The following is a 25,148-nucleotide window of genomic DNA, read 5'->3' on the forward strand; positions in this document are numbered from 1 at the left end:
TTTATTACGATTATCGGCGGTGTTACTTGTCTTTTTGCTGCAAGCATTGCTATTATGCAAAGCGATATCAAGAAGATTATTGCTTACTCTACCTGTAGCCAGCTTGGTTATATGTTTATGGCTTGCGGGGTATCTGCCTATAATAGCGGGATATTTCACCTAGTAACTCATGCCTTTTTTAAAGCCTTATTATTCTTATCAGCCGGCAGCGTAATACATGCCGTTCACGAGCAGGATATTTTTAAAATGGGTGATTTAAGAAATAAAATGCCGGTAACTTACGGAAATTTCTTAATCGGCTCACTTGCACTAATAGGGATTTATCCTTTAGCAGGGTTTTACTCTAAAGACTCGATTTTAGAAGCGGCTTATAGTAGCGGCTCATTTATGTTCATTTTTGGGATAGTAGCAGCAATACTTACCGCTATTTATTCAATGAAGATTATTATGTTGGTATTTCATGGCAAAACTAAGCTAGAAAAAGATGTTTTTGAGCATGCTCACGAACCGGCTAAAGTAATGAATAATCCACTTATATTACTTGTCGCTGGGAGCTTTTTTAGCGGTATGATCGGCTATTATTTACTCTCTATGGACAAACCAAACGGTTATTTCCATGAAAGCCTATTTAATTTACATATTTATAAATTACTAATTAGCCACCCACCTTTATATATAAAATTACTACCTATGGCAGTCGGTATAGTGGGAATTGTTATTGGGATTTACTTATATAAGTCAAGTACTGTCATTCCGTGGCTTGACCACGGAATCCAAAAAAAATGGATCCCGCAGTCAAGCTGCGGGATGACACCCCTTGGATTAATTTCCAACATTCTAAGAAATAAATATTACTTCGACGAGATATATAATTTCTTAATTGTGAAGCCTATTAACTGTTTAGCTTCTTTATTTTATCTTGGCGATCAGAAAATAATCGATCGTTTTGGACCGAACGGTTTTTCACGAGTCGTTAATTGCTTTAGCGTTCTTACCGGCAAAACACAAACAGGATATGTTTTTAATTATGCTTTGTATATAGTATCATTTATTGTTGTAACAATTAGTTATTTTGTTTGGAAAGGTTTTTAGTGTCATACCATGGCTTGACCACGGTATCCAGAAAAAAATTAAAAAAGGACTGGATCCCGCGATCAAGTCGCGGGATGACAGCGGTGGAATTGATCCACGCAACAATGTCTCGCGGGAATGACATATACTAATAAAAAAACTCATAAAATCTTAAAAGAATGTTAGAATTACCTATTATATCTATCAGTATTTTTCTGCCGCTAATAAGCGTGCTATATATTTTGCTGTTTATTAGTCAAAGTAAAAAGGCAGATAAACTGATATATGTAATGTATGTTGCAGTGCTTAGTTCTTTTTTAACATTCATCTCAACTATTCATATTTTAATAGAGTTTGACTCCTCAAACCCCGCTTATCAATTTGTTGAACGCTACGCTTGGCTTGATAAAATCGGGCTTGAATTTCATGTTGGCGTTGACGGTATATCAATATTTTTCGTGGCTCTAACTTCCTTTCTTACTCTTATTTGTATAATCGGAAGCTTATTTACCGTTAAAAAATATATTAAAGAATATTTAGTATGTTTTTTATTAATGGAATCTTTTTGTATAGGGGCATTTACCTCTGTAAATTTATTATTATTCTATCTCTTTTTTGAAGCAATATTAGTGCCGATGTATATCATTATAGGCGTCTGGGGTGGTGAGAATAGAATATATGCAGCTCTTAAATTCTTCTTATATACTTTCTTTAGTTCAGTATTTTTTCTACTTTCATTAATTTATATTTACAGCAAAATTCATAATTTTGATTTAACCTATATTTCTGAACTTACCTATAACATCCCGTTATTTGCTCAGCAAATTTTATGGTGGGCTATCTTTATTGCTTTTGCCGTTAAAATTCCTATGATTCCGTTTCATACTTGGCTACCCGATGCACACGTACAAGCTCCAACTAGCGGCTCGGTTATTCTTGCCGGTATTTTGCTAAAACTCGGTGGTTACGGTTTTTTAAGAGTATTACTACCGCTATTTCCGAGTGTATCACAAGAATTTGCAATTTACGTAATTTACCTTAGCGTTATTGCTATAATATATGCGTCCCTTGTTGCTTTTGCTCAAAAAGATATGAAAAAGATGATAGCCTATTCATCAATTGCACATATGGGATATGTTACGATAGGTATTTTTAGTTTTACTGAAGCCGGAGTTAGCGGAGCAATATTTCAGATGCTTAGCCATGGCGTTATTTCTTCATGCTTATTCTTAATAGTCGGTACTTTATATGAAAGATTGCATACTAAAGAAATAGCTAAATATGGTGGTGTAGCGAGTAAAATGCCTGTACTTTCCACATTTTTTATGATTGCTATGCTCGGCTCTGTCGGGCTACCCGGAACTAGCGGATTTATCGGTGAATTTTTAAGCCTACTTGGGATTTATAAGGTGAACGTAATAGCAACCTTTATAGCAGCTCTCGGCATAATCCTTGGGGCGGTTTATATGCTGAAATTATATAAAGAAGTAATGCTCGGTGAGATTATCAACAAAGAAATTATGCATTTCAGAGATTTATATAAATATGAAATAATCTCAATAACTCCTTTAATACTACTAATTATTTACTTTGGTCTAATGCCGAGTTCTATTTTAAACGTATTTCGTTTATCGGTGGAGAATTTGCTAGTAAAATTTTAATTGCTTACAAAAAATATAAATGCTACTCTAATTATAGAACTTAAAAGTGAGGTCTATATGAAAAAAAGAATAGAGAAAGAAGCTAAAAAAGTAAATCATGAATTAGACAACGCAACTAAAAAACTAGGCCAAGAAGCTAATAAGGTAACAGGCATAGATATAAGTCATGTGGTAAATCCTGATGCATCAGATCATAAAGAAGCTTTAAGAGGTGCTCGTGACAAACTTGGAATTGGTCATAATAATCAACAAGATAATACAGAATTAACTGGGACCACATCAGAAGAGCATCATGAAAATTAAATTTATTGAAAAGCAACAGATATCATACCGTGGTCCCGCCACGGTATCTAGTAAAATTATTAGTATTTTAAATTGCTTTTATGGGTACCGTGGCGGGGGCCACGGTATGACAAGGACATGCTATCACTTCATCAATTACAATTTAACTTGGCACAAAGAAATTTATTTGATCTAAATATTACTTTTCTTCCTTCTTCTATCACCTATATAAAAGGAGCTAACGGTTGCGGTAAAAGCTCACTGCTACGAATGATAGCGGGAATTATGCAACCTAGTAGCGGTAATATCTACTATAGAAACTGTAATATTAACAATATCGCTAAACCCTATTGTACTTATATCGGTCATAATTTAGGTCTAAAACTCGAAATGACTGTTTTTGAGAATCTAAAATTTTGGTCGGAAATTTATAATTCCGCTGAAACCCTATACGCTGCTATTCATTACTTCAAATTACACGATTTATTAGATGAAAAATGCTATAGTCTGTCTAGCGGGATGCAGAAAATCGTAGCCGTAGCAAGGCTTATTGCTTGCCAATCTGACTTATGGCTACTTGATGAAGTTGAAACTAATTTAAGCAAAGAAAATAGGGATTTACTAAATAATTTAATTGTTATGAAAGCAAATAGCGGTGGTATTGTTCTTCTATCCTCTCATCTAGAAAGCTCTATAAAATCTGCACAGACATTACAACTTGATTAATTATTATTGTTTTGCGTATTCTTATAAATCTTCCAATGTACAATAAAAAATATAAGGCTAACTATAATCCAAATTGAACAATTAATTATTGTACTTACAGCACGTGCTTTAGTAACTTCTATATATTCATTCTTATAACTAATTCTCTTTTCTTCTAGCTCTTTTTTGGAGGCAACCCTTTTAATTGTTCATATAAATCCTTATCATATGATTTTAGCTTTAAATATTGCTCATTAGTACTATATTTTATAAGTTCCTCTTTATTAGTATATTCCGGCAAAAATAATGTAATGAATGCATTAAATATAATAGAGAGCGTTATCAATAAAACTATAGTAGTAACAAAACAAACTACCATACTATAAATCTGTTTTATAAACATAATTTTTTAGTTTTTATAATTATTTACAATTAAGAGAATAAAAGTCAAAAAAAGAAAAGCAATAATTAAATTACAAAGGTTTATGAAATCTTGAATGCAAGGTTCGAATTTTCATGATACATTTTTTTAATTTAACTTTTTTGAAATGAACCTATTAACAGAGTCAATAGCATATACGTATATATTCCGAATAAATGAAGAATAATTAAACGAGTATATTACCTATACTCGTAATCTTTGTGTAGTTTACTAGCAAGTGCCTGCTCCCATTTGTCGCCGTTTTGCAGTAATCTTTCTTTATCGTAAGTAAGTGCAGTATGAGTTAGACTTGCAAACTCAAAATTAGGTCCTTCAACTATCGCATCTACAGGGCAAGCTTCTTGACACAACCCGCAATAAATACATTTTGTCATATCGATATCATAACGAGTAGTACGTCTACTGCCGTCATCTCGTTCGTCCGCTTCAATCACTATCGCTTGTGCCGGACAAATCGCCTCACAGAGCTTACAAGCAATACAACGCTCTTCGCCGTTTTCATAGCGACGCAGTGCATGCTCACCCTTAAATCTAGGGCTAACAGGACTTTTTTCATAAGGATAATTTATGGTAACTTTGGGCTTAAAGAAATACTTTAAAGTCAAAGCCATCCCTCGTACTATCTCATATAGAAAAAACGATTTTAAATAGTTTATCATAATATTAAAAAAATACCTGTCATCCCGTGGCTTGACCACGGGATCTAGTAAAATAATTTATAGTGCTTTTAATTCGTATATTTTTTCTGGATCCCGTGGTCAAGCTCACGGGATGACAATAGAGAGCAATGATACCCTCCCCCTCTAAATACTCGGTAAATTATTGGTATACATAAGCACGCTTGACACTAACACCACCCAAAATAAAGTTAGAGGTAAAAATACTTTCCAGCCAAGTCGCATTAATTGATCATAACGATATCTTGGCAAGGTCGCTCTAATCCATAAAAAGCAGAACAATAAGAATCCGACCTTAAATACAAACCAAAAGAACCCCGGAATACAATCTAACCACGATATATTAAAGGGTGGCAAGTAACCTCCTAAAAAAAAAGTCGTAGTCATTGCACTAACTAATATCATATTAGCATATTCCCCTAGGAAAAATAAAGCAAATCCCATAGAGGAATATTCAACATTATAGCCGGCGACTAGCTCCGATTCTGCTTCAGGTAAATCAAAAGGTAATCTATTTGTTTCAGCAAGCACTGAGATAAAAAACACGACGCCCATAGGTAGTAGCATTAAATCAATCCACCACGGCATTGTTCTTTGTGCTTCAATGATCCCACTTAAATTGAGAGTACCGGTAGTAAGTAGCACGGTAATAATAACCAGCCCCATCGACACTTCATAAGAAATCATTTGAGCAGATGAGCGTATAGCACCAAGGAATGCATATTTTGAGTTACTAGCCCAACCGGCAATAATAATGCCGTAAACGCTTAATGAAGATACAGCAAGGATATATAAAACACCGACATTAATATCTGCAAGAACTACGCCTTTTGCAAAAGGTATAACTGCCCAGCCGATTAAACTTAATATAAAAGTTATCATCGGTGCTAAAATAAATAATATTTTATCGGAATTGGTTGGAATGATCGGCTCTTTGAATAAGAGCTTAACCGCATCGGCAATAGGCTGAAGTAATCCAAACGGACCGACAACGTTAGGTCCTCGTCGGAGCTGCATTAACCCAATAACACGACGCTCTGCATATGTTAAGTACGCAACGCACACTATTAAAGGTATAGTGATTGCAACTACCTTTAGAGCGATGATAATTAACGGAAAAATATATTCAAAAAAGAGTTCTGTCATGAGAGTACCTCGGTGTCATACCGTGGCTTGACCACGGTATCCAGTAGTACAATACACGCTATATCAACATTTTTACTGGATACCGTGGACAAGCCACGGTATGATATTATTGTCATGCTGCCTCCTCGTCTCTTGCTTCCTTAGCCTCAACGCACTTAACCATAGTGACTGAGTTTTTACTAATTACGTCTGTCATATAATAATTAATAGGTTCCGCAGTTATAGGCTCTTTTGATAACTTATCTTTAGAGCTAAATTTAGTAAATTTATTCTCTGTAATTTTATCAATACTAGCAAATATCTTATATTCTTTAGCAAGCTTGGCTCTTACTTCTTGCAAATTATCCATTCCGATATCTATTTTTAAAGAACTGGCAAGCTCTTTAATAATTTCTATATCTTCTTTAGCTATTCCTACAGGCGATACTGCTTTTTCTGCTATTTGCGGTCTTCCTTCTAAATTAACATAAATTCCGCTCTGCTCGGTATAAGCAGCTGCAGGTAAAATTACGTCAGCACTCGCAGCACCTGAATCCCCGTGATGTCCTTGATATATTATAAAAGCCGATTTCAGCTTATCAAACGGGACTTCATCAGCTCCAAGCAGGTAAGCAAGTTCCAACTCTTCGAGCTTAATAGGAGTATTAAAACCGATATCAAGACCGCCAACTATAGAAGCGTGATTATGCAATATATTAAAGCCTTTCCAATCATCACGCATAATATTATATTCAGCCACTATCTTATAAATAAGCGACAATATAGCATATCCGTCATCTCTTGCATATACGCCGTCACCTAGTATAATTATCGGATATTTTGCTGCTTTAAAGGCTTTTGCAAATTCATGTTTACCGCTAGCTAACTCCTCAATTATTTTAGGGTTGCTTCCTAAATCCTGAATTCTATAAGTTTGATTATGTCCTTCGCCTATTTTTGCTATTTTTAATGAGTCGGCACGTACTCGCATGCCTATTCTGCTATTTAATATAGGTGCTATTTGTCTTGGATTCGCTCCGATTAGTAAACATAAATCAGCTTTTTCTACACCGGCAATAGTTGTATTAAATAAATAGTTTCCTCGCTCGCTTGTATCTATTTTATAGTTAAACTGATTAACACTATAGTTATTAGAGCCAAGCTTTTGCAGTAAAGCTTTTAGCATAAACATTGCTTCGACAGAAGCAAGAGAGCCGGCAATAGCGGCAATTTTCTCAGGTTTTACGGATTTAATTTTATCCGCTATAATTTTTAAAGCTTCGCTCCAGCTAGCTTCTACTAACTTACCGTTTTTTCTGATATAAGGACGATCTAAACGCTGATATTTCAAACCGTCATAACTAAAGCGATTTTTATCAGAAAGCCACTCCTCATTTATTTCTTCATTAACACGAGGTAATATTCTCATTACCTCACCACCTCTGCTATCAATGCGAATATTAGAGCCTTCAGCATCATGCACTCCAATACTAGCGGTATGTTTTAGTTCCCATTTACGGGCTTTAAAAGCATAAGGTTTGGAATTTAAAGCACCGACCGGACAAATATCTATCATATTACCGGAAATTTCAGAGTCTAAAGTTTGCTCTAAATATGAAGTTACCTCCATATGCTCGCCTCGATGAATAGCTCCCATTTCTTCTATTCCCGCTATGTCACTCGCAAATCTAATGCATCTAGTGCATTTTATACATCTAGTCATTGCTGTTTTAATCAGCGGACCCATATATTTATCTTTAATAGATCTCTTATTTTCATGAAATCTATTAGTACCTTTGCCGTATCTAAAAGCCTGATCTTGCAGGTCGCACTCCCCACCTTGGTCACAAATAGGGCAATCTAGAGGATGGTTAATAAGTAAAAACTCCATCACCCCTTCACGTGCTTTTTTTACCATAGGCGTATCGGTATGAATAACCATACCGTTACCGGCAGGCATTGCACAAGAAGCTATAGGCTTTGGTGATTTTTCCATTTCAACCAAGCACATACGGCAATTACCGGCGATTTTTAGACGCTCATGATAACAAAAATGAGGAATTTCTTTACCTGCTTGTGTACAGGCTTGATAAACGGTGCTGCCTTCTGATACTTCTATTTCAGAACCGTCTATAGTAAGTTTTATCATCTTTTATTTTATCCAATAAGTCATAGGGTTCGGATAAGCTTGATCCTCTATCATATATTTAAAACCGATAGCAACACGAAGTATATACCAAACAGCGAGTGCAAAATACAATACTACTCCAATAATGATAAACGTAAATATGAAACATACAATCCACCCAAGAACTCCAAGACAAAAAGTACGAAATAAAAACACGTAATGACTAGTAGCAAAGTTATCACCTTTATCTTTATTGAGATATGCAAAAAATACTCCAATTAACGGTAATATCGGTGCTACTATCCCGCATAGATATAATATATATACCACTATTAAATTTTTCTTACCGCTCTCGGTATATTCTTTAAGATGCTTGTCCATATTTTTATCTCTTTATGTCGTTCCCGTGTGGCGTTGTTGCATGGACATCTGAGTCGTCATTGCGAACAGCCGTAGGCTGCGTGGCAATCTCATGAAATAAAACAAACTCCCGAGATTGCTTCGTCAATTGCTACGCAATTTCCTCGCAATGACGATACCAGCAAACTACCCCTTCAACTCTCTACCACAAAATGCATAATACTGCCGTGATTTATATAATTTATCTCATTATCCGTAAATATTTGCAATATTAAATCGATTGTTCTTATTTCACCGGTTTGTTTTTTTATCACGCATTTAACAGGATTATAAGGTCTTATATTCTCGCTTAAGCCTATAATGTCAATAGTTTCTGAACCGTCTAACTTTAAATCTAATCTTGTATTATTGCCGGTAAAAGTTAGCGGTAAAATACCCATACCTACTAAATTTGAGCGATGTATTCGTTCAAAGCTCTCGGCAATCACTGCCTTTACACCAAGCAACCCAGGTCCTTTTGCTGCCCAGTCTCTAGATGAGCCGCTACCATATTCTTTACCTGCAAAAATCACTACCGGTACATCATGAGCTTTGTAGTCCATAGCTGCATCGTAGATAGTTTGCTGCGTGCCGCTTAATTGATTTATAGTAAAACCGCCTTCTACACCTTTACACATCTCATTTTTTATACGGATATTAGCAAATGTGCCACGCATCATCACTTTATGATTTCCTCTACGTGATCCGTAAGAGTTGAAATCTAGAGGCTCTATATGATGGTCCGTTAAATATTTAGCAGCAGGGCTGGTTTTACTAATACTGCCTGCCGGCGAAATATGATCGGTAGTAATAGAATCGCCGAAAATTGCTAGAATTTTTGCAGATTTTATATCTTTTATACTATTCTCGCTGCCTATATCCTCAAAATAAGGCGGATTATTAATATAGGTACTATTCTTATCCCAATTATAATTAGAGCTAGTAGTAACCTGTAAATCTTTCCACTCTTTTGTTCCGCTAAATATATCAGAATATTTTTCTATAAACATAGAGGAATTAATTGAATTTGCAATAACTTCATCTATCTCTTCTTTGCTTGGCCAAATATCTTTTAAATAAATATTTTCTCCTATAGGCATATTTATTAGATCTATATTAAGAGTGCCACTAAGTGCATATGCTACGACTAAAATAGGCGAACCGAGATAGCTTGCTTTAGTAAGTGGATTAATTCGCCCTTCAAAATTCCTATTACCAGATAAAACAGAAGCAACAACTAGCCCGTTTTTGTTAATAGTTTCCTCTATTTCCGGATTTAGAGGTCCGGAATTACCGATGCAAGTAGTGCAGCCGTAACCTACTAGATTAAACCCTAATTCATCTAAATATTTATCAAGACCGCTAAGATTCAAATATTCCGTTACGACTTTTGAACCAGGAGCAAGAGAAGTTTTAACCCAAGGCTTTACCTTTAACCCGTGTTCTAATGCTTTTTTAGCAAGAAGTGCTGCACCAATCATAACCGAAGGATTAGAAGTATTAGTACAGCTAGTAATTGCTGCAATTACCACATCGCCGTTACCAATTTCGTAATTCTGATTTGCTACGGCATATTTTTTATCAATGTCTTTATTTTCTAAAGCAAAATTCGGTAATTCATGTTTAAAATTACTTGCTACATCGTTTAAGTTTACTCGATCTTGCGGACGTTTTGGACCGGCAAGTGAACTATGTACCGTAGATAAATCTAGCTCTAAAACCTCAGTATATTCTGCCTCATGCTCAAAATCATACCAAAGATTCTGCTCGGTTGCGTATTTCTCTACTAATTTGATTTGCGTTTTTTTTCTACCTGTTAGCTCTAGATATTTTATAGTTTCTTGATCAATCGGGAAAAAGCCGCAAGTAGCACCGTATTCAGGCGACATATTAGAAATGGTAGCACGATCGGCAATCGTTAGATTTTTTAGCCCCTCACCAAAAAACTCAACAAATTTACCTACTACTCTCTTTTTACGTAGCATTTCAGTAACGGTTAAAACTAAATCGGTTGCAGTAGCTATACCTGTTAATTTTCCTGTTAGTTTTACACCGATTACTTCCGGTAGAATCATAGTAAGAGGTTGTCCAAGCATTGCAGCTTCCGCCTCTATTCCGCCGACTCCCCAACCAAGCACCGATAATCCGTTTACCATAGTTGTATGGCTATCCGTTCCAACTAAACTATCAGGATAAGCAAGCCCGTCCTTATACCACACGACTTTTGCTAAATATTCTAAATTTACTTGATGGCAAATACCCGTACCTGGCGGCACTACTTTAAAATTATTAAATGCTTGCTGCCCCCATTTAAGAAATGCATAACGCTCTATATTACGTTTCATTTCCATTTGAACATTTTTATCGAATGAATCCTTAGCTGCGTAAGAATCAACGCTTACGGAATGGTCTATTACCAAATCAACAGGAATAAGCGGATTAATTTTTAACGGATCGCCTCTTATTTTCTTCATCGCATCACGCATAGCAGCCAAGTCCACAATAGCAGGCACACCAGTAAAATCCTGCATCAAAACTCTTGCCGGCATAAAATCTATTTCCGCATTAGATTTTTTAGTTTTTAGCCATTCTTTAAATACAAGTAAGTTTTGCTTTGAACCATTAGAACGTAATACATTCTCAAATAACACTCTTAAACTATATGGAAGCTTTTTTAAGGGAAGTTCGATATCGCTTGCCGCTTTATTTATATCGTAAATTTTGCATGAAGCATTATCGACTGATAATTCTTTAAGATATTCTGAATTATGCACTTTTGACATTTGTTTCTCACTTGATTATGTGGAATGAACATCGTCATTGCGAGCAGCCGTAGGCTGCGTGGCAATCTCGTCAAATATCCTGAGATTGCTTCGTCGAATTACTATGTAATTCTCCTCGCAATGACATCAAAATAACCTTATCCCAAAACGTAGATTTTTCAAACAAATTAATGTTGATCTGATAAAGGTTTTTGAAGTTCTAGAAGCTTAGTTGCTATTTCTGCTTCACTTAAATTCGTAACGTTAATAGCCGTTTCCGTAGCTATATTAATATAATTTGCCGTTACTTCGGTTACACCGCCGGAAATAAGATAAGTGTTTTCAGATTTATGCATATCATCTATATAAACCTGCACTAAACCGGCTTTTAAACTAACAATCATCGGAGCGTGACCCGGCAGCACTCCAAACATACCCTCCTCACCCGGCATTGTTACCATTTTAGCTTGCTTTTCAAATGCAATACTTAAAGGAGTAATTATTTTGACTAGAATTGTTTCGTTCATATTTTGGTTTATCCTTAATGTCACCCCGTGGCTTGACCACGCCACGGGGTCCAGAAAAACGACTTGCTATATTGCTACTTTCACTGGATCCCGTGGTCAAGCCACGGGATGACAATGTCTACATCTTCAACGTCTTTGCTTTCTCAATAGCCTCGTCCATAGTTCCGACCATATAAAAAGCAGCTTCCGGTAAATCATCGTATTTACCCTCTACAATTCCTTTAAAGCCTGCGATAGTATCAGCTAAGTTAACAAATTTGCCTTCAGCTCCGGTAAATACTTCGGCGACATGGAAAGGCTGCGATAAGAAACGCTGTATTTTTCTAGCACGCGACACGGTTAGTTTATCTTCTTCGGATAGCTCATCCATACCTAAAATAGCGATGATATCCTGCAACGATTTATAAGTTTGTAAAACTTGCTGCACTTGTCTTGCTACGCTATAATGTTCTTCGCCAACAATCATCGGATCAAGTACCTGAGAATTACTATCTAACGGGTCAACTGCCGGATAAATTCCAAGCTCGGCTATCTGACGGCTAAGTACTGTTGTAGCATCTAAATGTGCGAAAGAAGTAGCAGGAGCAGGATCGGTTAAATCATCTGCCGGTACATATATAGCCTGCACGGAAGTTATTGAGCCGTGCTTAGTAGAGGTGATACGCTCCTGTAGCTCTCCCATATCAGTAGCAAGAGTAGGCTGATACCCTACCGCTGACGGAATTCTACCAAGCAACGCCGATACTTCAGAACCTGCTTGAGTAAAACGGAAAATATTATCTACAAAGAATAAAACATCTTGCCCCTCATTCATATCTCTAAAACTTTCTGCAATGGTCAGGCCGCTTAACGCAACTCTTGCTCTTGCTCCAGGCGACTCGTTCATTTGCCCGTAAACTAAAGCTACTTTTGACTTTTCAGGCTCTTCAAGGTTAATAACACCCGAGTCAATCATTTCATGGTAAAGATCATTACCTTCTCTAGTTCTCTCACCGACTCCTGCAAATACCGTATAACCGCCGTGGGCCTTAGCTATGTTATTAATAAGCTCCATAATTAACACGGTTTTACCGACTCCTGCACCACCGAATAGTCCTATTTTACCGCCTTTAGTATAAGGAGCAAGTAAATCAACAACTTTAATACCAGTTACTAATATATTACGCTCGGTTGACTGATTGGTAAAATCAGGAGCAGGCTTATATATAGAAGAAATACTTGAGCTTTTAATGTCTCCTTTACCGTCAATTGGCTCACCTACAACATTCATAATACGCCCAAGCGTCTCAGTACCTACAGGAATACGAATAGGACTGTCTGTATCTATTACTTCTACGCCCCGCACTAATCCTTCAGTAGAATCCATAGCAATACAACGCACCGTATCATCGCCTATATGTTGTGCTACTTCCAGTACTATCCTTTGTTTATCGTTATAGCACTCTAGAGCATTTAAAATTTCCGGTAACTCACCGTTATTCGTAAATTTTACATCCACCACCGCTGAAATAATCTGAGTAATTTTACCGATATTTTTTGTCATAATTTTTTCTTTTGTTATAATTTGTCATCCCGCAACTTGATTGCGGGATCCAGGCTTCTCTTTACTTTTTAATGGATCCCGTGGTCAAGCCACGGGGGGATGACACAGCCTTATACCTAAACCGCCTCAGAACCAGCTATAATCTCTATCAACTCCGTAGTAATAATAGCCTGTCTTGATCTATTCAACTTTAAAACTAACTTGCTTATTAAATCATTAGCATTATTTGTTGCATTTTCCATAGCGGTCATTCTAGCTCCCTCCTCACTTACTCTACTTTGTAGTAAAGCATAATTTATTTGGGAATTCACATATAAATTAATTAGATTAGAAATTAGATTCTCCCCCTCATATTCATAATGATCATTTTCTACTGCAGAATCATCTTGATATTTTTCTACCGGTAAAATCTGCTGCTTAGTCATAATTTGAGTCATTGCATTCTTAAATTTATTAAAATATATAACACAATTACTAACTTCTAGATTTTCTACTGCCGACATAATTTTTTGTTTTACTTGTAGCATCAGATTTTCATCATGAATTTTGGGTAACTCAAAATAACTATCAATATAATTTACATATTGCCTTTTTAGTGCTTCGTAACCTTTTTTTCCAATAATGATAAGTTTTATTTGTTCGCCTTTATTTTCTAACTCTTTAATATCATTCTTAACTTGTTTAATTATACTGTAATTAAACGTTCCGCATAAACCACGCTGTGATGTCATAACTATCAATAAATTTGCTTTATTCGGCACGGTATTAAAAAATTTCTGCTCTTCTATAGATAACTCATACATATCAATTGACAATATAGCAGACATCATTTTACTAATAGCCTCAATATAAAAATTTGAATTGGCTATTTGACTTTTTATTTTTGCCATTTTAGAAGCTGATACTAGTTGCATTACTTTAGTAATCTTTTGTGTAGATTTAACGCTTTTAATTCTAGTTCTTAACTGCTTTAAATTTAACATAATAGTTTTTTGGTTTTTCCATTGTCACCCCGTGGCTTGACCACGGGGTCCAGTATTTTTAACTTATTTTACTGGATGCCGTGATCAAGTCACGGCATGACACAGTAGGCTTTTACGAAATTTTCTAAAAATGCTTTTAGTTTCTGCTCGGTTTCTTCGGTTATACGTTGCTCGTTTTTTATTGATTCCAAAATATCTTTTTTATTTAACCTTATCTCCGTAAGCATTTTATCTTCAAATTCTTTTACTTTCTGAAGCGGTACATCATTTAAATATTTCTTAGTCCCAACATAAATACTTACTATTTGTTCTTCTACCGGAAAAGGATGATATTGAGCTTGTTTTAATATCTCAACTAATCTTTTACCGTGATCGATTTGTGCTTTAGTGGCAGGGTCTAGATCTGATCCAAATTGCGAGAAAGACTCAAGCTCTCTAAATTGAGCAAGTTCTAGCTTTACCGAACCTGCTACCTGCTTCATAGCCTTTATTTGTGCTGCAGAACCAACACGGCTTACCGAAATGCCGACATTAACGGCAGGTCTTACGCCTTTATAAAATAGCTCGCTTTCTAAGAAAATTTGACCGTCGGTAATTGAAATAACATTTGTTGGGATATATGCGGATACGTCACCTGCTTGCGTCTCAATTATAGGAAGAGCAGTAAGTGAACCGCTGCCTTTTTCCTCTGACATTTTAGCAGCTCGCTCAAGCAATCTTGAATGCAGGTAGAACACGTCACCAGGATACGCTTCTCGCCCAGGAGGTCTTCTAAGTAATAATGAGATTTGTCTATATGCAACGGCATGCTTACTTAAATCATCATAAATAATAAGTGCGTGCATGCCGTTATCACGAAAATATTCACCCATGCTACAGGCAGAATAAGGGGCAATGAATTGAAGAGCCGCAGCTTCTGATGCAGTAGCCGAAACAACGATTGTATAGTCCATGGCTCCGGCATCTTCTAATTTCTTTACTATCTGTGCAACACTTGATCTTTTCTGCCCAATAGCTACATAAATACAATAAATTTTATCACTTTCATTAGTAAGTGAATGGGCTTGTTTTTGATTGATAATAGTATCGACGGCTATAGCTGTTTTTCCGGTTTGCCTATCACCGATTATTAACTCTCTTTGCCCTCTACCTATTGGGATTAACGAATCTATAGCCTTTATTCCGGTTTGTACGGGTTCGCTTACGCTCGTTCTTTCTATTATTCCCGGAGCCTTCATCTCGATATGTCTGTACTCTTTACTTGCGATATCGCCTTTGCCGTCAATAGGATTACCTAGAGCATCAACAACACGACCAAGCAAAGCTTTTCCTACCGGTACTTCTAAAACTTTTTTAGTTCTTTTGACATTATCGCCTTGCTGTACTTGGTTATCATCCCCCATAATTACAGCACCGACTCTATCATTCTCCAAATTTAAAACAAGACCCTTAACACCGGATTTAAATTCTACCACTTCACCGGATTTTACATTAGCAAGACCGTAAATTTTGGCTATACCATCACCGACGGTTATTACCTGCCCTATTTCCTCAAGCTCACTTAAGCAATTAATATTAGCTATTTCCTTTTGTAATATTTCAGCTACTTCAATAGGCTTTAGTTTCATGTGGTTTACGTCTCCTAATTTTCTTGTCATTGCGAACGAGCATTACCGGATACTAAGTCGTCATTGCGAACAGCCGTAGGCTGCGTGGCAATCTCATAAAATATCCTGAGATTGCTTCGTCAATTACTTCGTAATTTCCTCGCAATGACTATATAAATATCTATGCAGCAATATTAACTTTCTTTAAAGCTTTCGCTATTTTCTCTAAACTACCTTTTATTGAGTAATCTTGCAACATACTATCATATTTAATTACAATACCACCAATAATAGTACTATCTATATCAAATAATATTTCTGTTTTTTGATTTAATTCTTTTTCTATACGAGATTTAATCCACTCCTGCTCTTTAGGTTGTAACTTATTTGCAGAAATAACCTGAACTATCTTTATATTTTTACTTCCATATAGTAAAGTATTATAAGCATCTACTATATTAGATAAAATAGCAGTACGAGAATTTTTTACCAATAACAATAAAAAATTTTGTACTATTGTGCTAATTTTGATATTTTTTGCTAACGAATTAACTGCGTTAATTTTGTCGTTCTTATTTACTATAGGAGAAAATAGGAACTCTCTAATATCAAAATTATCGGTAATTATACGGTTTATAGAAGTAATTTCTTCAAAGATCTTATCTTGTATATTATCAACCATAGCGTTATTAAATAACGCTACTGCATAATTCTCGATTAAATTACCTTTGTTCATTTTTTTAATTATATTTAAATATGTATTGCTCTATCATAAGCGGCGAGTACTGATTCATGCATCATTTCCGATAAAGTCGGATGCGGGAAGATAGTGTTAATTAAATCCAACTCCGTTCCTTCTAAATTTTTTGAAACCACATATCCTTGTATTAATTCCGTAACTTCCGAACCTATCATATGAGCTCCGAGCAACTCACCCGTCTTAGCATCAAATATAGTTTTAATTAAGCCATCACTATCACCGCTTACTAAAGCCTTACCGTTAGCTATAAAAGGAAATCTGCCTATTTTAAGCTCATAACCTAAGGTTTTTGCTGCTTCTTCAGTCAAACCGACGCTTGCTATTTGCGGCGAAGAATAAGTGCAACCAGGAATATTATGTTTATTAATAACATGCGGTTTTAAGCCCGCTATGCTTTCCGCTGCAATAATACCTTCATGGCTTGCTTTATGAGCTAAACAAGGCACTCCTGCTACATCGCCTATAGCATAAATTCCTGATTCCGCAGTTTGCATTAACCCGTTAGTAGTTATATAGCCGTTTTCTACTTTAATTTTTGTTTTCTCAAGACCTAAATTTTCCGTATTAGCTGTAATACCTACTGCCATAAGTAAAATTTCAGCTTGTAATTTTTGTGTTTTACCTGCTAACTCTAACTCAACTTCTATCGTATCTTTTGTTTTTGTTTGCTTAATTAACTTAGCATTTGTAATAATTTTTATACCTTTCTTCTCAAAGCTCTTATGAGCGATTCCGGCAATTTCCATATCTTCAGCCGGCAATATTCTATTATGTGCCTCAATTACGGTAACATCCACACCGATACTATTATAAAATGAAGCGAATTCTATACCTATTGCACCTGAGCCGACAATAATCATAGATTTCAGCACATGCTGTGGTATCATAGCTTCCTTAGACGTCCAAATTTGTTTACCGTCAGGCTCAAAGCCTTTTAAAACCCTAGATCTTGCTCCGGTAGCTATAATAATATTTTCTGCTTTTACTGTAGGTTTATCATTTATATTTATTACCTTATTTCCTGCAAGACTTGCTACTCCGTCTATCACGGTAACTTTGTTTTTTTTCAGTAGTAACTTAACACCGCCTACAAGCTTATTTGAAATCTCTCTTGAGTGTTCGACTATTTTCTTAATGTTGATTTCAGCACCTTTAGAATCAATTCCATAATCTTTAGCATGTTTTATATATTCAAAAACCTCAGCAGATTTAAGCAGGGATTTAGTCGGTATACATCCCCAATTAAGGCACACCCCTCCTAAATGTTCTTTTTCTATTAATACAACTTTTTTCTTTAATTGTGCTGCTCTAATTGCTGCAACATATCCACCTGGACCACCGCCTATAACGACTACATCGTATTGTTCCATTTTATTTTTATTTTGTTAGTTTGTTTGTTATGAGCATTAACGTCATTGCGAGGAGATGCATAGCATCGACTCGGCAATCTCAGGAATCATACACTATCTCCTGAGATTGCCACGCTCCTTTCAGTCGCTCGCAATGACGAAGGAAATGACACTAGAGTATACTACTCTTCAGCATCCATCTGTTTTTTTCATGCACTTTAATTCGTCCAATAATCATATCGGCTGTACCCTCATCGCCCTCTGCTTGTGCTACTTTGAGTCCCTTATATAATGTATCTCTAATAATATCTTGATCTTTTGTTAGACTTTTAAGCATTTCATTTGCTGTTGCGTTTGGATTTGCCTCATCTATAGATGCAAGTTTTATTAAATCTGATAATGCGGGGACTTTAGCACCTAAACTTCTTATTCTTTCAGCAAGCTCATCTAAGCTTTCAGCTAAATCTTCATACTGCCCCTCAAATAATAAATGTAGACTTCTAAACTCTGCTCCTCCTACATTCCAATGATAATTTTGTGTTTTAAAATATAAAGCATAACTATCTGCTAAAATTTGTTCTAAAGCTTTTACTACTTGCATAATACCCTCAAATTTCTATGAACTTTTTGACTTTATAACATTTCTTTAGATACTTCAAGCGATATTGAAATTTATATAATTTCACCTAATTGCAATGATTATATATTAATTATTAATTTTTGTTAATAATTTCTTGACTATCAAATAAGTACTGCTTATCATGCCCTTCAATTTTAAAAATCCAAAAGAATAGCAAAATACATCAATTAACTTCATTTTTAACCACTGTGGCAAGAATTACTACAGCAAGAGCAACAAGGGGAGACCAAGAATATAATATGCTTCAAATAGGATATAACGGAGAAAATTATTATAAGATCCTACTACAAAAAATTTAATTGTATCGAATTGTCCTAAAAACAATATGGCAACGATGGAGTGTAACAAAGGAATTGAATTATTAAATAGCGATATCATGAACCTAATATTTAGAGGGTTTTTCAAAGTAAAGAAAGCGCTAACTATAGACGAGGCTACTATTACTGCAGTTAATGATAATGGAGATGATATACGAGATTATATATTTAAAAAACAAGGTGATAATACTTTTGTGTATGAGGAAGCATTGATGAAAATATGTCAAGAAAATTTTCGTTATTATTTTGATCCACAAAATTATACTAAAATTTTAAACCCTACTATTGAGTATATACTTAATACTGCAGCAACTAATAACTCTATTACTATAGGGTAAAGGATGCGAAATATTTGAGGTACTTAAAGGAAATAATTTGAATGGAATTTCTTCAGAAATAAAGGATTTAATAGCTAACCCGATATCTAGCACTACTCAAGGTACTAGCACAATAGAAAACTTAGTAGAACTCATAACAAAAGACTTACCTGAAATAGCATCTAATACGATTAATAACACAATAACAAGCTCTACTGCCAAAATTTCTGAATCAATCTTTTCCAATAACACTGAAAGTTGGACTGAAACGGGAATAAATTTAATTAATAACACCGTAGCAAACCTTACTAATACTGATTTCAATACAACTTACAACTCTCAAGAAAATATGTTTGATTAGAGTGATAACGATAATTCCTTAGTTGCTCCATATATAAGCATTGGCACAGCTGTAGTTGCCTCCATAGCTGTTATAATAGGTGCAGGAATAACTTGGTATGTTAGAAATAAAAACGCAAAAAAAAGCTAAATTAAAACAATATATTGATGAAATTGAAGCTGAAAAACTTGCTGCTGAAATTAATGAAGATGTTACTACTGAAAATAACACTCTACTTGATAATGATCATGCTGTGGTAGATATGACCGGAGTCTCCTATTAAGAAGAAGGTACTTTAGTATAGATAACTTATAGTATTGCTTTTTAATCAACAACCAATAGCAAATTCACTGTTGGTTGTTCCTCGAAAATAAAAATTGAGATTTATTTCAATTCTTTTAGCTTTTCTTTCGCTGCTTCTTTAGAACGTCGTCCTGCATAAGGAATCATAAGTTTTATTATCTTCAATGAAATATATAAAGAAAACTGTTCTGTCATTTTTTTGTAGCCAACCTATAAAACCATCCGATTTTACGATCCTTTAATTTTACAGTTCTATCTTGGCTAAGTTTATTACCGCTGCCTGTTTTACCGTAAAGCTTCCAACCGTCTACAAAATCTTCAATAAACAAAATATTTTTAGTCATTTCTTGGGCTTTAACACTTACAGGCAATTTATTCTCTGCTAGTTTTTGAAGAAAAGCTAATTGTTCTTCCGGTGAAATTTCTAAAGAACTAGAAAGCCATGCATTAGTTAAACCGTTATTCTTTCCTTTATCTCCTGAAATATCACGATTACCATAATCAAATTTTGTTACATAATCACGGAATTTTTCAATACCTAATTCTTTGGTAATAACCTGAGAATACCAAACACAGCTATTCTTCATCCAATCTTTAGGTGTTTGGGATTGTTTCCAACTTCAAGATAGTCAACATATCCTTCTTTAAAAGGTAATTTTGGATGAGTTTCATCAATTAAAAACCCATCATCATAACCCATTAAACTTATAGCAATTTTAAATGTTGAGCATGGAGCATAACGAGACTCGCAATTACCTTCCCGTTTAATAAATTTATCATTTTCTTTAACTAAAAAACAATCCGCTTGAGTTATAAAAGGTATAGTAAGTGATATTAGGACAGTTAGGTGTAAAATAATTTTTTTCATATAATTAAAATTCCAAATAAATGAATAAGTAGGTAGGTAGCTTTGTTGTATAGATCAAAAAATGTATTTAGTGTCATCCCGTGGCTTGACCACGGGGTCCAGAAAACAACTTAAAATACTAATAATTTTAGTATTTTAAACTGGATCCCGCTACAAGCTTGCGGGATGACAGAGGGAAATATTGATCCACGCAACAATGCTGTACGAGAATGACATCCGCTTAAACTAAGTGTATACAATTTAATAAATTTCTTGAGACTGATCTTCCTTACTCGGTACATAATCAAAAATATCATTATTATCGTGATTATCGATCATATCTTCATTCTCAAGCATCTGAAAATTATTGACTTTAAATGCTTCTATAACCGTGCCGCTTGGCGTAATTTTACCGGTTGCTCTATCTACTGCTAATAATTTTATTGAATCAGGGACTTTGAAAGGCAGCGACGGTTCATCCTTATAAGCATTACTCATAAAATCAATAAAAATCGGCAACACTACGTTTGAACCTGTTGCTCTTTTTCCAAGCTCTTTCGGTGTATCATAGCCAACATAACTGCCAACTACTATCTTGGGCGTAAAACCTACAAACCATGTGTCTTTACTATCGTTACTAGTACCGGTTTTTCCACCGATAATTTTCCCTAGCTTCTTCGCAGCATAACTGGTGCCTCTATCTATTGCTCCGGTTAAAAACGAAGTAATTTGATAATCACTAGCTTCATCCGTAACTCTATAGATATATTCTTTCGGTATTTCTAATATTGCGGTATCTAAATTGCTATCTGAAACATTACAAGAAAGACATTCTCTATCATCTCGCCTATAAATAATTTTACCGTTACGGTCTTTAATTAATTCTACAAAATGAGGCTCAACTTTTTTACCGCCGTTAGCAATAATTGCATAAGCATTAGTCATTCTGCTAAGTGTGGTTTCAATTGAACCAAGTACCATAGAGTAAACTTTTTTCGGTTCATTATTAATACCGAATCGCTTAATTATATCAACGATTTTTGTAAGCCCTACAGCAGTCGCAACTCTTACGGTTATGAGATTACGAGATTTTTCAAGCCCGGTACGCATAGTGATTTCACCTAAAAACTTACCTTCATAATTTTTAGGACGCCAGCTAGGCATACCCGGACCTTGCAAAATCTCAATAGGTCCATCGTTAAAAATCTGATTCGGCTTAACACCGTTTTCAAGGGCTGCTAAATAAACAAAGGTTTTACTCAAAGAACCCGGTTGACGAAGTGCTTGAGTTACTCTATCAAATTTACTTGTGGAAAAATCATACCCCCCGACGCTTGCAAGTACCTGTCCGGTATTTGGGTTCATAACCATAATAGCCCCATTTACTTCAGGAATCTGACGAAGAGCATACCCCTCTTTTATAGCCTCAACCACTATCACGTCACCTTTTTTAAGCAAAGCCTTAACTGATTTAAGGTTACTTCTTGCCCATTTCATTTCAGCAATAGGAATTTTAGATTTGCTGCCGTCTATAAGTCCAATCTCTGCATGGTTATCGGTCACATCTAGAACTACAGCTAATTTATACTCTAAAAGCGATTGAGGTGTAGGTAATTTTTTAAACTCTTCTTGCCAATTATCAAGAGAAATATTGGCAATAGGTTTTCTAAAACCACGCTTCCTATCAAACTCCCTAAGTCCTTTTCTTAGAGAGTTTTCGGCTAATTGCTGCATCTTTGCATCTAAAGAAGTAATAATAGTAAGACCTCCTGTATAAAATTCCTCTTTACTATTTAGCATCTTAATTACTTCTTCTCGCACCTGCTCGGCATAATAATCAGCCATAACAGTTTCTTCTTTAGCTCGTTTACGTAAAACTATCGGGCTATCCATAGCTTCTTTCGCAGCATCTCTTGTTATATAACCATCTTCAAACATACGCATTATTACGTAATCACGACGAGCTTTTACTCTAGCGTAGTTTCTCTCCGGATTAAGTTTGGAAGGGGCTTTAGGTAGTGCCGCAATAAAAGCTGATTCTGCAATGGTAAGTTCCTCTACGGATTTATTAAAATAATTTTGTGCAGCTGCCGCAACACCGTATGCACCGCGACCAAAGAATGTTTGATTAAGATATAATTCTAAGATTTGATCCTTAGTAAACACTCTTGAAATCATATAAGAAAGAATCGCTTCTTTAATCTTACGTTCAAGAGAAACCTCGTTAGTTAGCAGAAAATTTTTAACCACTTGCTGAGTAATGGTAGATGCTCCTTCCATACGCCTATGATGTAAATAATTAGATATATTTAAAAATGCCGCTCTAACTATTCCAAGCAAATCAACGCCGGGATGGTTATAGAAATTCTTATCCTCAGCTGCAATAAAACTTTCTATTAGCGAACTCGGTACGCTATTAATCGGTACAAATACACGACGTTCAAAAGCGTACTCCTCCATTAATTTGCCGTCACGGGAATAAATACGCGTTACCGACGGTGGATAATAACGTGCAAGCTGTGAGTAATCCGACAAATCACGTGAATAGTGATATATTATATAAGCAGTAATCCCGCAACCTACTAAAATAAGGAAGGCAAAAATTTTTAAACAAAAAAATAGAAATTTATACATGACTTATAATATTTCGCCGGTTAAACTATTAAGTGAAGCCTTAGTAATTTTTACATCAATGATTTTACCAAGTAAAGATTTATTAGGGTTTTGGATATATATGGACTGCATGTATGGAGTTTTACCTATTATCTGATCGTCGAATTTACCATCGCGATCAAATAGAACTTTCATAGTACTACCAACACAACTTTCATTAAAAGCTAGTTGCTGAGCCATAAGTTCTTTTTGCAATATAGTTAATCTCTCTGATTTTATATGTTCAGGTATTTGGTCGGTTCTAGTTGCACCAGGTGTGCCAGGACGTGGGCTATATTTAAACGAATAGCACTGACCATATTTTACTCTGCGGACCAAATCTAAAGTATCCTCAAAATCTTCATCTGTTTCACCGGGAAAACCGACAATAAAATCAGAGGATAAAACTATATCGGGTCTTGCTTCTCTTAAGCGATTAATTATATCAAAATAATATTCCCGATCATGTTTGCGGTTCATGGCTTTTAATATTTTATTTGAACCTGACTGCACCGGTAGATGTAGAAACGGCATTAATTTAGGTTCGGTGCCGTGCAGTTTTATTAGATCATCATTCATATCTATCGGGTGTGAGGTGGTATAACGTAATCTCTCTAAATTTGGAATTTGTGCTAGATGTTTGAGTAAATCGGCTAGACTAAATATTTTATCTGCAGGACCTTTACCGTGATATGCATTGACATTTTGTCCAAGTAACATAATTTCTTTAGCACCGCTACTAACTACTTTTAGTGCTTCTCTGTAAACTTGCTCTACATTCCTTGAAAATTCAGCACCTCTTGTGTAAGGCACTACACAGAAAGTACAAAATTTATCGCACCCTTCCTGTACCGATATAAAGGCACTTGTTCCTTGCGGATATAATTGCTCAGGTAACTGATTAAATTTTGCTTCTTCAACAAAATCAAGATCGATTAAGTGCTTTTCGTGTCTAACGACTTTTGAGATTAATTCCGGTAGGTTATAATAAGATTGCGGACCGACAACAATATCAACATAAGGAGTTCTTGTGAAAATCTCTTCACCTTCCGCCTGTGCAACACAACCGGCTACAACTATTATTGCAGAGTTTAAGCCTTGTTTTTTTCTGGTATCTTGTATTTTCTTAATACGACCGAGTTCAGAATAAGTTTTCTCGGCTGCTTTCTCTCTGATATGACAGGTATTTAGAATAATAACATCAGCATCTTCAATATTTTCCGTGGGTTCATAGCCAAAGGGATAAAGCAAATCCTGCATCTTAACGGAGTCATAAACATTCATCTGACATCCGTAGGTCTTAATATAAAGCTTCTTACTCATAAAATTTTTAATATTATAAATTAAGTTTTATACTATATTTAGATAATTTTATCAAATTTTAAATAAACCGAAAGCACTATCCATCTGCTTTTCTTAACTTAATTAATTCATCTACTAGAGAAATTTTTTCTCCTGTAGTATCTATATAATCTTACACTTTTGCTTGTAATTTTGCTAAAGCTTGATTTGAAGTAGTAGTACAAATCATACTTTCTTTTTTATGAGCCTTATCTTTTATTTTCTTTTTACCATATTAATAATACAATGAATGTTATTTTTACCTTATTTTTAATAAGGATAAAAGTACCATATTATTTTTTATTTATAAATTCAGTTAAGCTTTAAACTAACATCTTGACGTATTAATTTTATCCATGTAAATTTAACA

27 protein-coding genes and 1 pseudogene are annotated in these 25,148 nt (G+C 35.2%); 9 read left to right on the forward strand and 19 right to left on the reverse strand.

The genetic code is table 11. The features are described 5' to 3' along the window. The 5 genes from MB29_RS14460 to ccmA form a co-directional block, all read left to right on the forward strand. Positions 1-1,092 (forward strand): proton-conducting transporter transmembrane domain-containing protein (locus tag MB29_RS14460; protein ID WP_032139084.1); only part of this gene is annotated, 1,092 nt, incomplete at its 5' end. Further along, positions 1,077-1,223: a hypothetical protein gene (locus MB29_RS14465; protein ID WP_233418916.1), complete on the forward strand. Its 147-nt coding sequence runs from the start codon at positions 1,077-1,079 to the stop codon at positions 1,221-1,223. The genes MB29_RS14460 and MB29_RS14465, both read left to right, overlap by 16 nt. A 27-nt stretch (positions 1,224-1,250) precedes the next feature. After that, the gene (locus MB29_RS03550) at positions 1,251-2,732 is read left to right on the forward strand and encodes an NADH-quinone oxidoreductase subunit M (RefSeq protein ID WP_032139085.1); all 1,482 of its coding nucleotides are present in this window, start codon (positions 1,251-1,253) and stop codon (positions 2,730-2,732) included. Positions 2,733-2,789: 57 nt separating this feature from the next. Further along, positions 2,790-3,035: a hypothetical protein gene (locus tag MB29_RS03555; RefSeq protein ID WP_215426209.1), complete on the forward strand. Its 246-nt coding sequence runs from the start codon at positions 2,790-2,792 to the stop codon at positions 3,033-3,035. Between the two features lie 117 nt (positions 3,036-3,152). Continuing rightward, positions 3,153-3,740, forward strand: a complete 588-nt coding sequence (gene ccmA, locus MB29_RS03560) for a heme ABC exporter ATP-binding protein CcmA (protein ID WP_032139087.1) — start codon at positions 3,153-3,155, stop codon at positions 3,738-3,740. Positions 3,741-3,894: 154 nt separating this feature from the next. On the opposite strand, the gene MB29_RS03565 is transcribed toward ccmA, so the two are convergent. The 8 genes from MB29_RS03565 to MB29_RS03595 form a co-directional block, all read right to left on the reverse strand. Continuing rightward, a complete protein-coding gene (locus tag MB29_RS03565; protein WP_032139088.1) occupies positions 3,895-4,122 on the reverse strand; it encodes a hypothetical protein in 228 nt (75 codons plus the stop codon). A gap of 218 nt (positions 4,123-4,340) precedes the next feature. Continuing rightward, on the reverse strand, positions 4,341-4,820 hold the full coding sequence (gene nuoI, locus MB29_RS03570) for an NADH-quinone oxidoreductase subunit NuoI (RefSeq protein ID WP_032139089.1): 480 nt from the start codon (positions 4,818-4,820) through the stop codon (positions 4,341-4,343). Positions 4,821-4,964: 144 nt separating this feature from the next. Further along, the gene (gene nuoH / locus MB29_RS03575) at positions 4,965-5,984 is read right to left on the reverse strand and encodes an NADH-quinone oxidoreductase subunit NuoH (RefSeq protein WP_032139090.1); all 1,020 of its coding nucleotides are present in this window, start codon (positions 5,982-5,984) and stop codon (positions 4,965-4,967) included. Then, positions 5,981-6,100: a palindromic element RPE4 domain-containing protein gene (locus MB29_RS12665; RefSeq protein WP_084686839.1), complete on the reverse strand. Its 120-nt coding sequence runs from the start codon at positions 6,098-6,100 to the stop codon at positions 5,981-5,983. Before MB29_RS12665 ends, nuoH begins: the two co-directional genes overlap by 4 nt. Then, on the reverse strand, positions 6,097-8,112 hold the full coding sequence (gene nuoG, locus MB29_RS03580) for an NADH-quinone oxidoreductase subunit NuoG (RefSeq protein ID WP_032139091.1): 2,016 nt from the start codon (positions 8,110-8,112) through the stop codon (positions 6,097-6,099). The genes MB29_RS12665 and nuoG overlap by 4 nt, the downstream gene beginning before the upstream one ends. Before the next feature lie 3 nt (positions 8,113-8,115). After that, positions 8,116-8,472: a DUF4870 family protein gene (locus MB29_RS03585; protein WP_032139092.1), complete on the reverse strand. Its 357-nt coding sequence runs from the start codon at positions 8,470-8,472 to the stop codon at positions 8,116-8,118. Positions 8,473-8,645: 173 nt separating this feature from the next. Further along, entirely contained in the window at positions 8,646-11,273 is a 2,628-nt protein-coding gene (gene acnA / locus MB29_RS03590) for an aconitate hydratase AcnA (RefSeq protein ID WP_032139093.1), read from the reverse strand. 167 nt (positions 11,274-11,440) lie between these two features. Further along, a complete protein-coding gene (locus tag MB29_RS03595) occupies positions 11,441-11,779 on the reverse strand; it encodes a F0F1 ATP synthase subunit epsilon (RefSeq protein ID WP_032139094.1) in 339 nt (112 codons plus the stop codon). Here MB29_RS03595 and MB29_RS14470 point away from each other — a divergent pair. Beyond that, positions 11,757-11,891, forward strand: a complete 135-nt coding sequence (locus MB29_RS14470) for a hypothetical protein (RefSeq protein WP_267881731.1) — start codon at positions 11,757-11,759, stop codon at positions 11,889-11,891. The two genes, MB29_RS03595 and MB29_RS14470, sit on opposite strands and share 23 nt — an antisense overlap. Before the next feature lie 6 nt (positions 11,892-11,897). Here the strand turns inward: MB29_RS14470 and atpD are convergent, their stop codons facing one another. The 6 genes from atpD to MB29_RS03625 all read right to left on the reverse strand — a co-directional run bounded on the left by atpD (position 11,898) and on the right by MB29_RS03625 (position 18,622). Continuing rightward, on the reverse strand, positions 11,898-13,322 hold the full coding sequence (gene atpD, locus MB29_RS03600; RefSeq protein ID WP_032139095.1) for a F0F1 ATP synthase subunit beta: 1,425 nt from the start codon (positions 13,320-13,322) through the stop codon (positions 11,898-11,900). Positions 13,323-13,438: 116 nt separating this feature from the next. Next, positions 13,439-14,305, reverse strand: coding sequence for an ATP synthase F1 subunit gamma (gene atpG / locus MB29_RS03605; protein ID WP_032139096.1), 867 nt, complete (start codon positions 14,303-14,305; stop codon positions 13,439-13,441). A gap of 89 nt (positions 14,306-14,394) precedes the next feature. Continuing rightward, the gene (gene atpA, locus MB29_RS03610; RefSeq protein WP_032139097.1) at positions 14,395-15,933 is read right to left on the reverse strand and encodes a F0F1 ATP synthase subunit alpha; all 1,539 of its coding nucleotides are present in this window, start codon (positions 15,931-15,933) and stop codon (positions 14,395-14,397) included. 160 nt (positions 15,934-16,093) lie between these two features. Next, on the reverse strand, positions 16,094-16,648 hold the full coding sequence (gene atpH / locus MB29_RS03615) for an ATP synthase F1 subunit delta (protein ID WP_032139098.1): 555 nt from the start codon (positions 16,646-16,648) through the stop codon (positions 16,094-16,096). Positions 16,649-16,662: 14 nt separating this feature from the next. Further along, the gene (gene lpdA / locus MB29_RS03620) at positions 16,663-18,042 is read right to left on the reverse strand and encodes a dihydrolipoyl dehydrogenase (RefSeq protein WP_032139099.1); all 1,380 of its coding nucleotides are present in this window, start codon (positions 18,040-18,042) and stop codon (positions 16,663-16,665) included. Between the two features lie 151 nt (positions 18,043-18,193). After that, positions 18,194-18,622, reverse strand: a complete 429-nt coding sequence (locus MB29_RS03625; RefSeq protein ID WP_032139100.1) for a Dps family protein — start codon at positions 18,620-18,622, stop codon at positions 18,194-18,196. A 373-nt stretch (positions 18,623-18,995) separates the two neighbouring features. Here MB29_RS03625 and MB29_RS12670 point away from each other — a divergent pair, with 373 nt between their 5' ends. The 3 genes from MB29_RS12670 (at position 18,996) to MB29_RS08390 (ending at position 19,918) form a co-directional block, all read left to right on the forward strand. Further along, on the forward strand, positions 18,996-19,316 hold the full coding sequence (locus MB29_RS12670) for a hypothetical protein (protein ID WP_233418917.1): 321 nt from the start codon (positions 18,996-18,998) through the stop codon (positions 19,314-19,316). Positions 19,317-19,353: 37 nt separating this feature from the next. Beyond that, positions 19,354-19,656 carry a hypothetical protein gene (locus MB29_RS03635; RefSeq protein ID WP_051965304.1) on the forward strand — a complete coding sequence of 101 codons (303 nt, stop codon included), beginning with the start codon at positions 19,354-19,356 and terminating at the stop codon, positions 19,654-19,656. Between the two features lie 97 nt (positions 19,657-19,753). After that, positions 19,754-19,918, forward strand: a complete 165-nt coding sequence (locus MB29_RS08390) for a hypothetical protein (protein ID WP_215426213.1) — start codon at positions 19,754-19,756, stop codon at positions 19,916-19,918. Between the two features lie 101 nt (positions 19,919-20,019). On the opposite strand, the pseudogene MB29_RS13405 reads toward MB29_RS08390, so the two are convergent. The 5 genes and pseudogenes from MB29_RS13405 to miaB all read right to left on the reverse strand — a co-directional run bounded on the left by MB29_RS13405 (position 20,020) and on the right by miaB (position 24,760). Next, positions 20,020-20,525: pseudogene (locus tag MB29_RS13405) on the reverse strand (penicillin-binding transpeptidase domain-containing protein). After that, a complete protein-coding gene (locus MB29_RS13410; RefSeq protein ID WP_267881732.1) occupies positions 20,522-20,806 on the reverse strand; it encodes a penicillin-binding transpeptidase domain-containing protein in 285 nt (94 codons plus the stop codon). Before MB29_RS13410 ends, MB29_RS13405 begins: the two are co-directional and overlap by 4 nt. Positions 20,807-20,916: 110 nt before the next feature. Further along, on the reverse strand, positions 20,917-21,045 hold the full coding sequence (locus MB29_RS13415) for a hypothetical protein (protein ID WP_267881733.1): 129 nt from the start codon (positions 21,043-21,045) through the stop codon (positions 20,917-20,919). A 1-nt stretch (position 21,046) separates the two neighbouring features. Then, the gene (locus MB29_RS03650) at positions 21,047-23,419 is read right to left on the reverse strand and encodes a penicillin-binding protein 1A (protein WP_032139101.1); all 2,373 of its coding nucleotides are present in this window, start codon (positions 23,417-23,419) and stop codon (positions 21,047-21,049) included. Positions 23,420-23,422: 3 nt separating this feature from the next. Next, positions 23,423-24,760, reverse strand: coding sequence for a tRNA (N6-isopentenyl adenosine(37)-C2)-methylthiotransferase MiaB (gene miaB / locus MB29_RS03655; RefSeq protein WP_032139102.1), 1,338 nt, complete (start codon positions 24,758-24,760; stop codon positions 23,423-23,425). Positions 24,761-25,148 lie beyond the last annotated feature (388 nt).

Origin of the sequence: Rickettsia tamurae, from assembly GCF_000751075.1 — a bacterium.
Taxonomy (GTDB): domain Bacteria; phylum Pseudomonadota; class Alphaproteobacteria; order Rickettsiales; family Rickettsiaceae; genus Rickettsia; species Rickettsia tamurae.

What these genes read in the sequence shown, in the direction of transcription:
- lpdA (WP_032139099.1), bottom strand. Translation starts at nt 18,042, where the DNA reads ATGGAACAATACGATGTAGTCGTTATAGGCGGTGGTCCAGGTGGATAT.
- MB29_RS03565 (WP_032139088.1), bottom strand. Translation starts at nt 4,122, where the DNA reads ATGTTTATAAAACAGATTTATAGTATGGTAGTTTGTTTTGTTACTACT.
- atpD (WP_032139095.1), bottom strand. Translation starts at nt 13,322, where the DNA reads ATGACAAAAAATATCGGTAAAATTACTCAGATTATTTCAGCGGTGGTG.
- atpH (WP_032139098.1), bottom strand. Translation starts at nt 16,648, where the DNA reads ATGAACAAAGGTAATTTAATCGAGAATTATGCAGTAGCGTTATTTAAT.
- nuoH (WP_032139090.1), bottom strand. Translation starts at nt 5,984, where the DNA reads ATGACAGAACTCTTTTTTGAATATATTTTTCCGTTAATTATCATCGCT.
- nuoG (WP_032139091.1), bottom strand. Translation starts at nt 8,112, where the DNA reads ATGATAAAACTTACTATAGACGGTTCTGAAATAGAAGTATCAGAAGGC.
- MB29_RS12665 (WP_084686839.1), bottom strand. Translation starts at nt 6,100, where the DNA reads ATGACAATAATATCATACCGTGGCTTGTCCACGGTATCCAGTAAAAAT.
- MB29_RS03555 (WP_215426209.1), top strand. Translation starts at nt 2,790, where the DNA reads ATGAAAAAAAGAATAGAGAAAGAAGCTAAAAAAGTAAATCATGAATTA.
- MB29_RS03625 (WP_032139100.1), bottom strand. Translation starts at nt 18,622, where the DNA reads ATGCAAGTAGTAAAAGCTTTAGAACAAATTTTAGCAGATAGTTATGCT.
- MB29_RS03595 (WP_032139094.1), bottom strand. Translation starts at nt 11,779, where the DNA reads ATGAACGAAACAATTCTAGTCAAAATAATTACTCCTTTAAGTATTGCA.
- atpG (WP_032139096.1), bottom strand. Translation starts at nt 14,305, where the DNA reads ATGTTAAATTTAAAGCAGTTAAGAACTAGAATTAAAAGCGTTAAATCT.
- ccmA (WP_032139087.1), top strand. Translation starts at nt 3,153, where the DNA reads ATGCTATCACTTCATCAATTACAATTTAACTTGGCACAAAGAAATTTA.
- miaB (WP_032139102.1), bottom strand. Translation starts at nt 24,760, where the DNA reads ATGAGTAAGAAGCTTTATATTAAGACCTACGGATGTCAGATGAATGTT.
- acnA (WP_032139093.1), bottom strand. Translation starts at nt 11,273, where the DNA reads ATGTCAAAAGTGCATAATTCAGAATATCTTAAAGAATTATCAGTCGAT.
- nuoI (WP_032139089.1), bottom strand. Translation starts at nt 4,820, where the DNA reads ATGATAAACTATTTAAAATCGTTTTTTCTATATGAGATAGTACGAGGG.
- MB29_RS13410 (WP_267881732.1), bottom strand. Translation starts at nt 20,806, where the DNA reads ATGAAAAAAATTATTTTACACCTAACTGTCCTAATATCACTTACTATA.
- MB29_RS12670 (WP_233418917.1), top strand. Translation starts at nt 18,996, where the DNA reads ATGGAGTGTAACAAAGGAATTGAATTATTAAATAGCGATATCATGAAC.
- MB29_RS03650 (WP_032139101.1), bottom strand. Translation starts at nt 23,419, where the DNA reads ATGTATAAATTTCTATTTTTTTGTTTAAAAATTTTTGCCTTCCTTATT.
- MB29_RS08390 (WP_215426213.1), top strand. Translation starts at nt 19,754, where the DNA reads ATGTTAGAAATAAAAACGCAAAAAAAAGCTAAATTAAAACAATATATT.
- MB29_RS03550 (WP_032139085.1), top strand. Translation starts at nt 1,251, where the DNA reads ATGTTAGAATTACCTATTATATCTATCAGTATTTTTCTGCCGCTAATA.
- MB29_RS03585 (WP_032139092.1), bottom strand. Translation starts at nt 8,472, where the DNA reads ATGGACAAGCATCTTAAAGAATATACCGAGAGCGGTAAGAAAAATTTA.
- atpA (WP_032139097.1), bottom strand. Translation starts at nt 15,933, where the DNA reads ATGAAACTAAAGCCTATTGAAGTAGCTGAAATATTACAAAAGGAAATA.